General features: G+C 55.5%; 11 protein-coding genes. 1 reads left to right on the forward strand and 10 read right to left on the reverse strand.

Translation table 11 applies throughout. The features are described 5' to 3' along the window. Window positions 1-158 precede the first annotated feature (158 nt). The 9 genes from MCACP_RS12765 to argC all read right to left on the reverse strand — a co-directional run bounded on the left by MCACP_RS12765 (window position 159) and on the right by argC (window position 11,977). The gene (locus MCACP_RS12765; protein ID WP_406677124.1) at window positions 159-1,226 is read right to left on the reverse strand and encodes a hypothetical protein; all 1,068 of its coding nucleotides are present in this window, start codon (window positions 1,224-1,226) and stop codon (window positions 159-161) included. Then, on the reverse strand, window positions 1,177-3,384 hold the full coding sequence (locus MCACP_RS12770; protein ID WP_406677125.1) for a DUF1156 domain-containing protein: 2,208 nt from the start codon (window positions 3,382-3,384) through the stop codon (window positions 1,177-1,179). Before MCACP_RS12770 ends, MCACP_RS12765 begins: the two co-directional genes overlap by 50 nt. 256 nt (window positions 3,385-3,640) lie before the next feature. Beyond that, entirely contained in the window at window positions 3,641-5,020 is a 1,380-nt protein-coding gene (argH, locus tag MCACP_RS12775) for an argininosuccinate lyase (RefSeq protein ID WP_406677126.1), read from the reverse strand. A gap of 79 nt (window positions 5,021-5,099) precedes the next feature. After that, on the reverse strand, window positions 5,100-6,308 hold the full coding sequence (locus MCACP_RS12780) for an argininosuccinate synthase (RefSeq protein ID WP_406677127.1): 1,209 nt from the start codon (window positions 6,306-6,308) through the stop codon (window positions 5,100-5,102). 136 nt (window positions 6,309-6,444) lie between these two features. Then, window positions 6,445-7,389 carry an ornithine carbamoyltransferase gene (argF, locus tag MCACP_RS12785; protein ID WP_406677129.1) on the reverse strand — a complete coding sequence of 315 codons (945 nt, stop codon included), beginning with the start codon at window positions 7,387-7,389 and terminating at the stop codon, window positions 6,445-6,447. A 43-nt stretch (window positions 7,390-7,432) separates the two neighbouring features. Then, entirely contained in the window at window positions 7,433-8,641 is a 1,209-nt protein-coding gene (locus tag MCACP_RS12790; RefSeq protein ID WP_406677130.1) for an acetylornithine transaminase, read from the reverse strand. A gap of 97 nt (window positions 8,642-8,738) precedes the next feature. Continuing rightward, a complete protein-coding gene (gene argB / locus MCACP_RS12795; RefSeq protein WP_406677131.1) occupies window positions 8,739-9,632 on the reverse strand; it encodes an acetylglutamate kinase in 894 nt (297 codons plus the stop codon). Window positions 9,633-9,701: 69 nt separating this feature from the next. Next, complete coding sequence (gene argJ / locus MCACP_RS12800; RefSeq protein ID WP_406677132.1) at window positions 9,702-10,919, reverse strand: bifunctional glutamate N-acetyltransferase/amino-acid acetyltransferase ArgJ; 1,218 nt, start codon at window positions 10,917-10,919, stop codon at window positions 9,702-9,704. A gap of 17 nt (window positions 10,920-10,936) precedes the next feature. Beyond that, a complete protein-coding gene (argC, locus tag MCACP_RS12805) occupies window positions 10,937-11,977 on the reverse strand; it encodes an N-acetyl-gamma-glutamyl-phosphate reductase (RefSeq protein WP_406677133.1) in 1,041 nt (346 codons plus the stop codon). Window positions 11,978-12,172: 195 nt separating this feature from the next. Here argC and MCACP_RS12810 point away from each other — a divergent pair, with 195 nt between their 5' ends. Then, window positions 12,173-13,390, forward strand: coding sequence for an MFS transporter (locus MCACP_RS12810; RefSeq protein ID WP_406677134.1), 1,218 nt, complete (start codon window positions 12,173-12,175; stop codon window positions 13,388-13,390). Between the two features lie 14 nt (window positions 13,391-13,404). Here the strand turns inward: MCACP_RS12810 and MCACP_RS12815 are convergent, their stop codons facing one another. Continuing rightward, window positions 13,405-14,364: a hypothetical protein gene (locus MCACP_RS12815; RefSeq protein WP_406677135.1), complete on the reverse strand. Its 960-nt coding sequence runs from the start codon at window positions 14,362-14,364 to the stop codon at window positions 13,405-13,407. Window positions 14,365-14,374 lie beyond the last annotated feature (10 nt).

Below are 14,374 nucleotides of genomic sequence, written 5' to 3' on the forward strand. Positions count from 1 at the left end.
CTCCCGTCCTGCCTTGAAGTCTAATGGTTTTCTTATTCCACACCAAAGGACAGAATCCTGCCGGCCGGTTAAGTTTCTTTTACTGTTTTGCGAAGATGGTAAAGTTAATTGCACAGGTTGCCGGAACGTCTTTTTTATACCTTCGATGTCTATATGGTTCAAAACTGCCTGGTTATAAACTCCCGCAATCGCGTACATTCAATTAAACGATCTAAAGTTTTCAAGGTAAATACCTTGCCCCGGCTTGCCAGCAGGAGCTTTTTCATATCTTCTTTACGGATGCCAAAACCACGGCCAGCGATGCAGGCAATCACCTCAAACCCGGGCTTACCATTTGCTTGTCTCTCCGCACTCAACTCTCCTAAGTGCTGAACCCGGGTAACTTTATCGCGGGCTGTGCCGTCGTCTTCAGTAATTTTAGCTTCTATAATTACCTGCGGGTTAAATTCATCCGGAATAATAAAATCCGGCGCCTGGTCAAAACCGGGGATTTTTTCCGCTCTTTTTGTTTTGCGGTAACTGATACCAGCGCCCGCCAGGATTTCTTCAATAGCGTTCTCCAGTACATTACCTATAAGTTCCGAAACAGAATCGCGGTGCCCGGCAAAGGGGCGGCCCAGAAACCTTTCATAAAGCAACATGGCGTAAGGAACACCCATGCTGGCCAGATTTCTGATACCATCCAGTCCGCTATGCGTATCCGCTTTATCAAGGCGGTGGATCCTGTCTCCTTCTACCTGGGGAACGCCTTCTTGGATTAACTGGCAGGCAGTCTCAAGCATGGCAATTACCCGCTGCTTCGTTAAAGGAGAAAACTTAATTGGCGTAAAAGGGGCCATCCTAATCCGCCTGTCCAGGGTGCGACTGAATCCCTGGGAAATCTCTATGCCAGTTCTTTGGCTGGCTATGTAAGCCCATTCTGGCGGCGTAAAACCCAGGATGGTACGTAAAACAATTAAGGCCAGCGGGACCTCTTGTACTGTTTCTAAAATTACATCGGCGTTTAAAGAAATAAAACCCTTGGTAGCTTGCTTCAGGGCCTCATAAGCCCTGGCAAAAACCGGGTATTCAATAAAACCCCGGCCTTTGGGTATAACCATAAATTCAGATTCCAGGCAAGAAAAAACTACATCCACATAGGTGTCAAGATCGGCCTGTAATTCCTCCAGCGTAGCTTCAAAAGGATACTTCATCACGGCCAGCTCCATATTCAGATTCACTTTCACAAACGACGGCTTCGCGCTTGGTCTTCAGCTGCACACCGTTTTCCTCCAAATATGTCTCGATAGCGGTGGCCCCGCCCAGTTCATCAATCATCCTGGCAATCAAGACGAACTTTTTGTCCCAGCTTAAACTTTTATCCCATGATGCCCGCAAGTACCATACGGCCAGCCGGATTAAATGGCCGTAAATAATACAACGGGTATCTCCCCGGGTGACAGACACCCCGCCCTTTTCCAGTTCCTCCAGTTCCCTTATTATTAATGTTGCAATTTTCTCCGGTTCTCTCACCAGCAGGCGCCGGGAAATGAGACCGGTAGTCCGGCAGACGAAAACCGTATCTATAATCGAAGAAGCGGTGCCGTTAATATGAATGGAAGCCGCCATTTCCGCCGGACACGGCAGCGTTACTGTGCATACCAGCCCGGCATCTAAAAGAGCCACGGCTACCGGATAATAAGCTTCCAACCTGTTATGGTGATAAGTAAATACAAACGGCGCTCCAGGTTTTAAAGCTGCGGCCATATTAGTAAAAACCCGGCTCAAACCTTCCGTAAAAGTATCGATTCCTCTGGCCATGGTGTTGTTCCCGGTAAGCTCTTCGGGGTTACGGGTCGTCCGGGCCGTAAATGCTGGATTACCTGCCCCGACAAGACGCCTTAACCAAACGTAACAAAAATCCATCAGCTCGGCATACTGCACATTGGCGAAGTAAGGCGGGTCGGTTAGAACGGCGTCTAGAGAACGAGGCGCCAGAACGGCGCGGGTAGCGCTGGCACACCTCAAGTCCACCTCCCGCTGTTCCGCCATTCCCCGGCATCCTTCCCCTATCCATTCTCCCTTGAGCCATACCTGTCGTTTACGCCCATTAACATGCTTGATTTCAAAGGGCCACTGGCAATAGCGTTTGGCCTTTACATATTTGTCGACTATATTGGTCCAGCCACCGCTGCCGATATTGACCCCGACTTTTCCCCCGGCAATTCCCAATAAATTGGATTCGCACTGGATTAAGCCAACGGGGAAGCCGTGTACGGAAAAAATGTCCAGGGATTTCAAGGCATAAGGATCATAACGGCAGAGCATGTTTTGATAGCGCAACAGGTCGGAAAGATTGGTAGCCAGGGCGTTTTTAATGCGTTCATCTGGGTGCTGGCTTATTTTCCGGGCGAGCAACTCCAAACCTAGGAGCTGGCGCTCGTTGAACAGTTCCCGGTAATAGCGATAACCCCAGCGATGCAGGCGATCGGTTTCATCACCATCAGGTATCTCATCTTCGGGAACAAACTGTGGCCGGATAGCCTTCCATAAAACAGCTGCCGCTTTAAATTTGGCCAGATCCTGTTCATCCGGTTTTTTAAAAAAGCGGCCCTGATGCCGGGGTTTACAGTAGGGGCAGTGGTACTCGATGGCCACCATCCGGTGCCTGGGGGGCCCGCTGTCCGCATCGGGATATCTATTTTTAGCACCACAATGGGAGCAAAAGCACTGACTGCGGCTGGCCGCCCCTTTAGTCACTAATTTGGCGCCGCAATGCTGGCAGAGGCCAGGATGCTTTTTATCCTCCACCTCATTAAGCTCGCCACAGGCAGCGCATAATATTACCTCCTTAGTATGGCGCCCCTTCTGGGCCAGGATGTATCCCGGAAAAAGGTCAAATTCCCTACCGCAATACTGGCAACGCTGGACCTTTACCCAGAGAAAATATTTAACAGGGGCATCCTCGTACCCGCATATTGTGCATCTGGTACGGTAAAAAGAACCCACCTGTTCATCCAAAAAAGACCCAACGTCTCTAGCAGCTCGCTGGTAAGCTTCCAGGTCCAGATACTCAATCTCCTGGCGCACAATCCAGTAAGCCATGGGGTTAATATCATAGCCTAGAACATGGCACCCGAGACGGTTTGCCTCGATAAGGGGTGTTCCCCCGCCCATAAAGGGATCGGCCACCCTTAGGCCCTGAAAGTTGTGGGAGCGGTAATAATTGTCGGCTAAATTGCCCTGGGTAAACTCAGCCAGTAACAGACTTCGAAACAACGTACCGGGCCGGCGCGCAAACCATTTATGTACGGCAATAATGGGCCGGTAATTCTGCTGGATTTGTTTTTCATGCAGGGCTAGGTCGGCCACAAAGGCTATGTCGAAGTTACGTTCGATGCTCATGAATGCACTCCGGAAAATTTGCTTTCAGGGTCTTTACTATCAATCCTGACCGCAAGGTACGGCGATGTAGATGATAGGCAAACTTAATGTTAATGGGTATATTCGACATCTAGTATTTGTTCCCTGCTTGGGCATCTATCGGTGTGGATTATGTAAAAATGCCCGGGGGCTAATATCCCGGGCGCTATTATTTTTTGCGCACAGCGGCCGGTAGCAAATAATGGTGCAATTCCCTGCCATCATCGTCGTTTTATTTCTACCCCAGCCCGTCCAGTATCCGCCTGGCCCGCTCCAGGGCCTTAGCTACAGCGGCCGGTGCAGGGCCACCGGGGAGGTCGCGGCCCTGCACGCAGGCTTCCACCGTTATGTAGTTAAAGATGTCTTCCGAAAAATATGGTGAAAATGACTGCCACTCGGCTAAAGTGAGGTCCTCGAAGGACTTGCCCTGTTCCAGGCAGTGGAGGACGAGTGCCCCCACCACGGCGTGGGCTTCGCGGAAGGGTAAACCTTTACGTACCAGGTATTCAGCTACGTCGGTGGCGCTGGCAAAGCCCCGGGCCGCATCCTCCCGCATGCGCTCAACCCTGAATTTAGCTGTGGCCAGCATGGGGGTGAAGACCATGAGGCACCCTTTGACCGTATCCAGGGCGTCAAAGAGGGCTTCCTTATCCTCCTGCAGGTCCTTGTTGTAGGCTAAGGGTAATCCTTTCAGGACCGCCAGCATGCCCATCAGGTGGCCGTATACCCGGCCCGTCTTCCCCCGCACCAGTTCAGCCACGTCGGGGTTTTTCTTCTGGGGCATCATGCTGGAGCCGGTGCTGTAGGCGTCGTCCAGCTCGATAAAGCCGAATTCCTCGCTGGCCCAGAGGATAATCTCTTCCGCCAGGCGGCTTAAATGCATCATGATTAGGGAAGCCGCCGCCAGAAATTCCACCACAAAATCGCGGTCGGCCACCGCATCCAGGGAGTTGGCGCTGATCTCTCTAAAGCCCAGTTCCCGGGCCACCATCTCCCGGTCAATGGGAAGGGTCGTCCCGGCCAGGGCGCCGGCGCCAAGGGGCATAACGTCCACCCGCGCCAGGCACCCGTCTAAACGCTCCTGGTCGCGGCAGAACATTTCAAAGTAGGCCAGGAAGTGGTGGGCCAGGGTGACGGGCTGGGCCTTCTGCAGGTGGGTATAACCGGGCATGATGGTATGCACGTGCTCAGCTGCCAGGTCCACCAGGACCTTTTGCAGGCCGGCCAGGAGCTTTTTAACTTCCGGAATTTCTTCTTTTAAATAAAGGCGCAGGTCCAGGGCTACCTGGTCGTTGCGGCTGCGGGCTGTGTGCAGCTTTTTGCCGGCCGCGCCGATGCGTTCCGTGAGCAGCTTTTCGATGTTCATGTGGATGTCTTCAGCGCCCACGTCAAATGATACCCGGCCGGCCTCGATATCGGCCCTGATTTCTTCCAGGCCTTTGATTATGGCCTCGCCCTCGGCCGGCGTGATAAGCCCTACCGCTGCCAGCATCCGGGCATGGGCTATCGAACCGGCGATGTCCTGCCGGTAAAGGCGCTGGTCGAAGCTGATGGAGGAATGGAAGTCCTCCACCAGCCGGTCGGTTGTCCTGGTAAAGCGTCCGCCCCAGAGCTTCATAGAGATACTCCCTTTGTTCATAATTCAAAGCTGACATTTGTTTTTCGCTCACTCCCAACAAATGTCAGCCTTCGAAGTACTACCTCAAACCCGCCTTCTTTTCCATCAAGGCCCGAACTCTCAAAGGCAGGCCGAAGAGGCTGATAAATCCGGCGGCATCCTTATGGTCGTAATCGCCGCCGGCGCCGAAGGTCGCCAGGTCCTCGCTGTAAAGAGAGTAGGGCGATTTAACCCCTGCCGGGGTGCAGCTGCCCTTGTACAGCTTCATGCGCACGCTGCCGGTGACCGTTTCCTGGGTGCTGTCCACAAAGGCATCAAGGGCCTTTTTCAGGGGCGAGAACCAGTTGCCGTCATATACCAGCTCGGCGTATTTAGCAGCCACTATTTCCTTGAAGTGCATGGTCATGCGGTCCAGGGTGAGGGCTTCCAGTTCCCGGTGGGCCAGGTAAAGGACGGTGCCGCCGGGGGTTTCATAAACGCCCCTGGATTTCATGCCCACCAGGCGGTTCTCCACCATGTCGGCAATGCCGACGCCGTTGGCCGCCGCCAGGTCGTTCAATTTTTCCACCAGGGTTACGGCATCCAGCCTTTCCCCGTCCACGGCCACCGGGATGCCCTTTTCAAAGTCAATAGTCACATAGGTAGGTTTATCCGGGGCCTGTTCCGGGGGGGTAATGATTAAATAAAGATCCTCCTGGGGTTCGTTCCAGGGGTTCTCCAGGTCGGCGCCTTCGTGGCTCAAGTGCCAGAGGTTGCGGTCCATGCTGTAGGGCCGGTCTTTGGTGACCGGTACGGGGATGCCCCGGGCGGTGGCATAGTCAATGGCCTCTTCCCGGGAGCGGATGTTCCAGAGGCGCCAGGGGGCAATGACCTTCAGATCGGGGTTTAACGCTTTAACTCCCAGTTCAAAGCGCACCTGGTCATTACCCTTGCCGGTAGCGCCGTGGGCCACGGCGATGGCGCCTTCCTTTTCCGCCACCTCTACCAGGCATTTGGCAATGAGGGGCCGCGCGAAGGAGGTACCCAGCAGGTACTTGCCCTCATAAATGGCCCCGGCCTTTAATGTCGGCCAGATATACTCTTCAACGAACTCCTGCTTTTTATCGAGGATGTAAACCTTGCTCGCCCCGCTCTTGAGGGCTTTTTCCTCCAGGGGCGCCAGTTCCTCTCCCTGGCCGAGATCGACGGCCATAGCAATGACCTCATAACCGTAGGTTTCCTTTAGCCAGGGGATAATAATGGAAGTATCCAGACCGCCGGAATAGGCGAGGACTACCTTTTCCGCCATAGTAGAAACTCCTTCCTCCTGCGAAAATAGTGTTCTGCCAGAAATAGTGATTTTTATGGTAAAATATCTCTGCCTTCTACTTGAGCCTGCATTTTCATAGTTCGCTGGGAGGGAAATAGAAACCTGGCAAGATAGGCTAACCCATCAGTGCTGCCAAAATAGCCTTGTGGGCGTGGAGACGGTTTTCAGCTTCGTCAAAAACGGCTGACTGGGGACCGTCCATCACTTCGTCGGTAATCTCTTCACCCCGGTGGGCCGGCAGGCAGTGCATGACCATGGCGTCAGGTTTGGCCAGCTTCAGTATCTCGCTGTTAAGCTGGTATTTCTGGAAGGCCTGGCGCCGCTTTTCCGCCTCGGCTTCCTGGCCCATGCTGGCCCAGACGTCGGTGTAAAGGATATCGGCACCCTCGACGGCTTCCCGGATATTATTGGTTACAGCTATCTGGCAGCCGTTATAGGCGGCTATGCGCCGGGCTTCTTCTACCACCTGGGGCAATGGTTCATAGCCAGGAGGGCAGGCGATGGTCACATTGAGGCCCACCTTGGCGCCGCCGTACATGAGGGAATGGGCGACGTTATTGCCATCGCCGATAAAGGTAAGGTTTAAACCTTTTACCGTACCCTTCCACTCGCGGATGGTCATGATATCCGCCAGGGCCTGGGTGGGGTGCAGCAGATCCGTCAGGCCGTTGATGACGGGGATGGTGGCGTGGGCCGCCAGTTCCTCTACATCCTGGTGGGCAAATGTGCGGATCATTATGCCATCCAGGTAACGGGACAGGACCCGGGCCGTATCGGCAATGGTCTCACCGCGGCCCAGCTGCAGGTCGTCTTTGGTCAGGAAAAGGGCATAGCCGCCCAGCTGGTACATGCCTACTTCAAAGGCTACCCGGGTGCGGGTGGAACGCTTGGTAAAGATCATGCCCAGGGTCTTGCCGGCAAGGAGTGGATGGGGCTCCCCTCTTTTAAGTTTGGCCTTGAGTTCGTCGGCCAGGTCCAGGAGGTAAAAGATTTCCTCGGGGGTAAAATCCTTCAGGGAGATGAAGTCACGGCCTTTGAGACCCTTTGCCAGGTCGTTCATTAAAAACCTCTCCTTTCGCCTTTTGAAATGTTATCCTTGGCGCTTAATGCGCCCCTTGCCCCAGAACTTCCTGTAAAGCGTCCTTTAAAATAGCTATGGCCCGGTCGATTTCGTCCTTACTGATAGTCAGGGGGGGCAGGAAACGCAGGACGTGCCCGTGGAGGGAGTTGATCAACAAACCCCGTTCCTGACAGGCGGCCACCACCGCGTCGGCCGGGCCTTCAATCTCCAGTCCCAGCAGCAGTCCGCGGCCCCTCACTTCTGTCAACTGGGGAAATTCCCGGGCCAGCCTCTGCAGCTCCTGATAAAAATACTCTCCCACAACGCGGGCATTCTCCACCAGGCCCTCTTCCAGCAGGGCCTTGAAGGCAGCCACCCCGGCGGCCGTAGCCAGGGGATTGCCGCCGAAAGTGGAAGCATGGTCCCCCGGGCCAAAAGCAGCCGCAGCCTTTTCTTTGGCCAGCATGGCGCCGATGGGCACCCCGCCGGCCAGGGCCTTGGCCAGGGTCATGATATCAGGCTCCACTCCATAATACTGGTAGGCGAAAAGATAGCCCGTCCGTCCCAGGCCGCACTGCACTTCGTCAAAGATTAGCAAAAGTCCTTCGTCGTCGCAGAGGGCCCGCACCGCCTGAAGGTAATCTTTATTAGCCGCGTAGACGCCGCCTTCACCCTGGACCGGTTCCAGCATGATGGCGCAGGTCCGGGGACTTACCGCCGCCCTCAGGCTGGCAAGGTCATTGAAGGGGACGTATCTAAAGCCCGCCGGCAGGGGAGCAAAACCGCGGTGGAATTTCTCCTGCCCGGTGGCCGTCAGGGTAGCCAGGGTACGGCCGTGAAAGGAACGGCGCATGGTGATGATCTCGTAGCTTTCCGGCCCCCGGTGTTCTTTGGCATACTTGCGGGCGAGCTTAATGGCTGCTTCATTGGCCTCCGCACCGCTGTTGCAGAAAAAGACTTTATCCAGGGCTGAATTTTCAACCAGCAACCGGGCCAGTTCCACCTGGGGTTCAATCCAGTAAAGGTTGGAGCAGTGGAGGATCTTCACCGCCTGTTCCCGGATGGCCGCCACCACACGGGGGTGGCAGTGCCCCAGGGAGTTAACTGCCAGGCCGCCTACAAAGTCCAGGTACTCCCGGCCGTCGGCATCCCAGACCCGGGCCCCCTCACCCCGCACCAGGGCCACGGGGTAGCGCCCGTAGGTCCGCATTACGTATTTTTCCCCCATAGCGATAATAGCCGCGTTATCCATTTCCGGCCACCTCCATATTTACATCTGGTTCGCTACTACCTGCTTCTCCACATGGGCTTTCCTGGCAGCAGCTGGCAGCTGCAGAGTAATCTATTTTTTAGCCCGGCACCACCATGGTCCCCACGCCGGTATCGGTAAATATCTCCAATAAGATAGAGTGGGGTATGCGCCCGTCAATAATATGGGTTTTCTTAACGCCGCCTTCCAGGGCGCGGATGCAGCAGCTGACTTTGGGGATCATGCCGCCCTCGATAACGCCCTGCCGGATGAGTTCCGGCACCCGGCCGACCTCAAGGGCGGAAATCAAAGAGCCGGGATCGTTGCGGTCAGCTAGAATCCCCTCCACATCCGTCAGGAGGACCAGCTTATCGGCCTGCAAAGCCACGGCCAGTTCTCCCGCCACCAGGTCAGCGTTGATATTGTAGCTTTCACCATCAGGTCCTACGCCGATGGGGGCCACCACGGGGATGTAACCTTCGGCGATGACGGTTTCAATAATGCCGGGATTGATCTTTTCCACCCGGCCGACAAAACCCAGGTCCAGGTCAACCTCCGCCCCATCTTCCTGCTGGATATGGGCCATTTGTTTCCGGGCTTCAATGAGGTTGCCGTCCTTGCCGCAGAGGCCGATGGCCTTGCCGCCGTAACGGTGGATATTGGTGACGATTTCTTTATTAATCTTCCCCACCAGGACCATTTCCACAATCTCCATTGTCTCGGCATCGGTTACCCGCTGGCCCTGGATAAACTCCGACTGTTTTCCCAGACGTTTAAGCATGCTGGTAATTTCCGGCCCGCCGCCGTGGACAATGACCGGCCGCATGCCCACCAGGTGCATGAGGACGGCATCCTGCATCACGGCCCTTTTCAGGTCGCAGTTGGTCATGGCATGGCCGCCGTACTTTATCACTACCGTTTTGCCGTAGAACTGGCGGATATAGGGCAGGGCTTCGATGAGGATTTCTGTTTTTTCCAGGGGTGAAAGGGGCATCTTGCGTTCCCTCCAGTACGCCCCCCCATAACGGGGCTTTTCTACGAAGCCACTAGGGGAGTTTCTATTTTAAGTCCGGTAGGATGCATTGATCTTTACATAGTCATAGGTCAGGTCGCAGCCCCAGGCGGTGGCTGCGGCCGTTCCCTGTTTTAAATCCAGGGTAATGGTGATTTCCTCTTCCCGCAAGATAGCCGCCGCCTTTTCTTCGCTAAAGGGCAGAGGCTCGCCATCCCGGGCCATCTGCTCGCAGCCGGCCCGGCTTTCCAGGTAAATGTCTACTCTATCCGGGTCGATCTCTGCCCCGGAGTAACCGGCGGCGCAGATAATGCGGCCCCAGTTGGCATCGGCGCCAAAGATGGCGCTCTTTACGAGGTTAGAGCCGGCCACGGCCCGGGCAACCAAACGGGCTTCCGCCTCGCTTGCCGCCCGCCGCACTTCCACAGTGAGCAGTTTGGTCGCGCCTTCCCCATCCCGGGCAATCAGGCGGGCCAGCTCACGGCAGACGTACTCCAGGCCGGCGCGGAAGGCGGCGTGATCTTCAATGGTCAGGGGAGCGTTGCCGGCGCAGCCGTTGGCCAGGATGACGGCCATATCGTTGGTGCTGGTGTCGCCGTCCACCGTTACCATATTGAAGGTCCGGTCCACCACTGCCCGCAGGGCCTGGTCCAGGTCATCCCGATCTATGGCGACATCGGTGGTCAAAAAGCAGAGCATGGTCCCCATATTGGGGTGGATCATGCCGGAACCTTTGGCTATGCCGCCAATGGTTACCGTGACCCCTCCCAGGTACAACTGGACGGCAATTTCTTTCTTTATAGTATCGGTAGTCATAATGGCCGCCGCTGCATCACCGCCGCCGTCCACTGCCAGCTTTTCTGCGGCCGCCCGGATGCCGGCACCGATTTTATCCATAGGCAGGGGCACGCCGATAACGCCGGTAGAGGCCACCACCACCTGCCAGGGTTCGCAACCTATGGCTGCAGCGGTAATAGCCGCCATTTCCCGGGCGTCGCGGTAACCCCGCTCTCCCGTACAGGCATTGGCATTGCCGCTGTTGCAGACAATGGCCCGGGCTATCCCGCTTTTAAGATGCTCTCTGGTAACTATCAGGGGTGCTGCCTTGACTCGATTTCTGGTATAGACGGCTGCTGCCGCTGCCGGCACTTCACTGACAATCAGGGCCAGGTCCTTCTTTTCCTTTTTCAAACCGGCATGGATGCCGGCAGCCACAAAACCCTGCGGAGCGGTAATGCCGCCGGTAACTTTCTGTATGTCAGCACTCATTTTTCTTTCCTCCGTATTTAAGGGCATATTCCCGGTGCAGCCAGGGCAGTGGTCTCCGGAAAGCCGTACATGAGGTTGAAGTTCTGTACCGCCTGCCCGGAAGCGCCTTTGGTCAGGTTGTCGATGGCGCTGACAACCACGACCCGACCGGTACGGCCATCCACTGTTAAGTTGATATGACAGTTGTTGCTGCCGTAGACCCAGCGAGTATGGGGCCACCTGCCCGGCGGCAGGAGATGGACAAAGGGCTCTCCGGCATAAAAGTCCTGATAAACCTGCCGGAGTTCTGCTTCCGTCGCCGGTCGGGCCAGGGTGGCATACATGGTGCTTAAAATTCCCCGGCTGATAGGCAGGAGGTGGGGCGTAAAAGATACCTTAACCTCCTTGCCTGCGAGAGCGCTCAGTTCCTGTTCGATCTCCGGGGTATGGCGGTGGCCGGCGACGCCGTAGGGATTGATGTTTTCGTGGCACTCAACGAAAAGGCTGGTTACTTTGGCCTCCCGGCCGGCTCCGGACACACCCGATTTGGCATCGATAATGATGGTTGCCGGATCGATATAACCGGCCTTGAGCAAGGGCGCCAGGCCTAAAATGACACTGGTGGGGTAACAACCGGGGTTGGCGACCACCCGGGCCCGGCGGATGGCATTTCTATGAATTTCCGGCAGGCCGTAGACGGCGTGAGCTGCCAGTTCCGGATTACCGTGAGGGACTTTATACCATTCCTCGTAAACTCTGGCCTCCCGGAAGCGCAGGTCGGCGCCCAGGTCGATGACCTTGACACCTTTCTTCAGGGCCTGGGCGGCTACCATTACAGCGTGGCCGTGGGGCAGGGCGATAAAGACCACTTCGGCCCGCTCCAGGACTTCTTCCGGGGTTAAATCTTCACAGGGGAGGTTGGTATAACCCGTTAGGGCCGGATAAACGTCAGCCATATCCTCACCGGCATAATGCCGGGAGGTCAGGGCCACCAGTTCTACTTCCGGGTGCCTGCTTAAGATACGCACCAGTTCGGCACCGGTATAACCGGTGGCGCCGATAATGCCTGCTTTGACCAATGGTGGGAACCTCCTTGATCTGGTGTTATAATTATACAACGGATTTGCATATTAATGCAATAGATCGGCAAAAAAATAACAAATCCTTAATTTTATATTAGCCCTGTGTGAAAAAGCCGGCTTTCCTGTTTCTTTTAACATTGACAGGGGTTACCGGGGGTCTTAAGATATAAAAAGGCGAAAGGAAGAAGAATCATGCCAGGATGGCAACGTAATCTTTATTTTATGGTTGTTGTTCAAATGCTGGTTACCGGAACTTTCCAGATTGCCACTCCTTTTTTACCCTTCTTTGTCACCGAGCTGGGGGTTACCGAACCCAGTCACCTTAAAGCCTGGTCCGGTATCCTCGTTGGAGTCAATGCCCTTTTTACCGGCCTGTTATCTCCTCTATGGGGCAGCCTGGCCGACCGTTACGGCCGCAAGCCCATGCTGGTCCGTTCATCGGCCAGCATCGCCATCTTTACCATATTGCCTGCTTTCGTCACCAGCCCCTATCAACTCTTAATCTGCCGCATCCTGATGGGCGTCTTTAGCGGTTATTCCTCAGCCGCCCTGGCCCTGGCTGCCAGCACCACTCCGGAAAACTACCTTGGTTTTGCGTTGGGCTGGCTGCAAACAGGTCAGGTCCTCGGCCTGGTGCTGGGACCTTTAATCGGCGGTATACTGGCTGATTTTTTTCCTTTCCGGATAGTCTTTATCCTGGCCGGGTTGCTGGGCATCATAGGAACCATTTTGGCAGCGACCATGGTCCATGAAGATTTTCACCCGATTGCGAAAACAGCAGTCGATACCAGAGGAAAGAGCAGCCTGATCGGGCTGCTCTCCTGGCCGTTAACGATTTATATCATGTTTGTCGTTATCTTCCTTTCCCAATTTGCCACGCGGGGTGTGGAACCCCTTATGCCCCTCTATGTGCAAGAGCTTGTCGCCGGCAGCGCCAATTTTAATACCCTGGTAGGCCTGACAGTGGCGATGACGGGGCTGGCTCAAGTGATCGCCGTCACCATCCTTGGCCGCCATGCCCATTACTGGGGCTACAAGCGCTGTCTCCTGACCTGCCTGGCAGGTTCGGCTTTGTTCTACTTCCCCCAGGCCCTCATCAGCCAGGTTTTCCCCCTCATCGGCCTGCGTTTTCTCCAGGGCCTTTTTCTCGGAGGTCTGTTGCCTATGGCCAATTCCCTGATCGGCCTGTTTACCCCCCTTGAAAAGCGAGGTAGGGTCTATGGCCTTACCCAGAGCGCTTTCTTTTTAGGCAACTTCTCCGGTCCCCTGGCCGGCGGCTTCTGGGCGGCCTTTTTCGGTCTGCGATCGGTTTTTTTCGCCGCAGGCATCCTCCTGATGCTCAATTTTATCTGGGTATGGCGGGAAGTAAGGGAACCGCAAGCAGCCTTAAAAATAAGCAGTGGAAAATGAAAAAGCACAACTTGCTAGACCCTGCCCGGCAACAGGTCCAAATGGGACTTCAAAACATAGCCCACCTGGCCGCCTCCGGTCTTTACCCGCCAGTAAGAAGGTTCCTCCGCTTTTAACCAGGACAGCAGGTCCTCATCCTCCAGGACAGCTACCTCTTCCCCGGCCGCCAGGTTAAGCATGTCAACATACTTACTTCCCCGGCGTTCTTTAAGGCTGGTGGTTTTATTTACCCTGCCCACGGCCATGACCATGGCTCCCCAGGCCGGCTCCCAGCGGTAGGTGTGGGTTACCGTCCGGCTCTGGATTTTTGTCCGGGGACCGGTTGCTTCCGGGGCCGACCAGAGGGACTGGCTGCTGATGGTTTTAATGACCAGCCGCCCCTCTTCCCGGGTAAAGTCCGTCGTCACCTGTTCGCTGACCCCCTGCCAGCCCTCGCCCTGGTCCAGCCATTTTTTATGCCAGCGTTCTTCATTGCCGGCAACTTTACGCCAGATTTCCTGCAAACCTTCCCCCTGCCAGCTGTACAGGGCATAAAAGCTGCTCAAAAAATAGCCGCCGAAGCGCTCATCCAGGAGCTCCCGGATTAATATGGCATTGCGACCGGCCTCTAGCTGTATCACCTTTACTTCCTGCAGGGGCAGGGTATTCAGGCAGGCCAGCATTACCTGCTGGCTTCCCGCGGTGCTGAATATACCCAGCAGGCCCCGGTCTTTAGATACAGTAACGCCGATAATCTTTTCCGTCCCTGCCGCCGGGGCAATATCCCCTTCAGCCTGGAGGTGATAAACCCCGATTTTACGTCCTTCGGCCAGTTCCTGTAATATTTCCCTGCCTTCCTTGCTGTCCTGGCCCATCACGGCCAGGGCCCGGGCTTCATAAACGTTGACTTCCCCGGTTGTCGTCCGCAGCCAGAAAACAACGGCTGCCACAGCGATAATTATCAATGATCGTAACCAGCGCCAGCGATTACCCATGTCCCCTCCC

Origin of the sequence: Neomoorella carbonis, assembly GCF_045278715.1 — a bacterium.
Classification (GTDB): Bacteria; Bacillota; DSM-521; order Neomoorellales; family Neomoorellaceae; genus Neomoorella; species Neomoorella carbonis.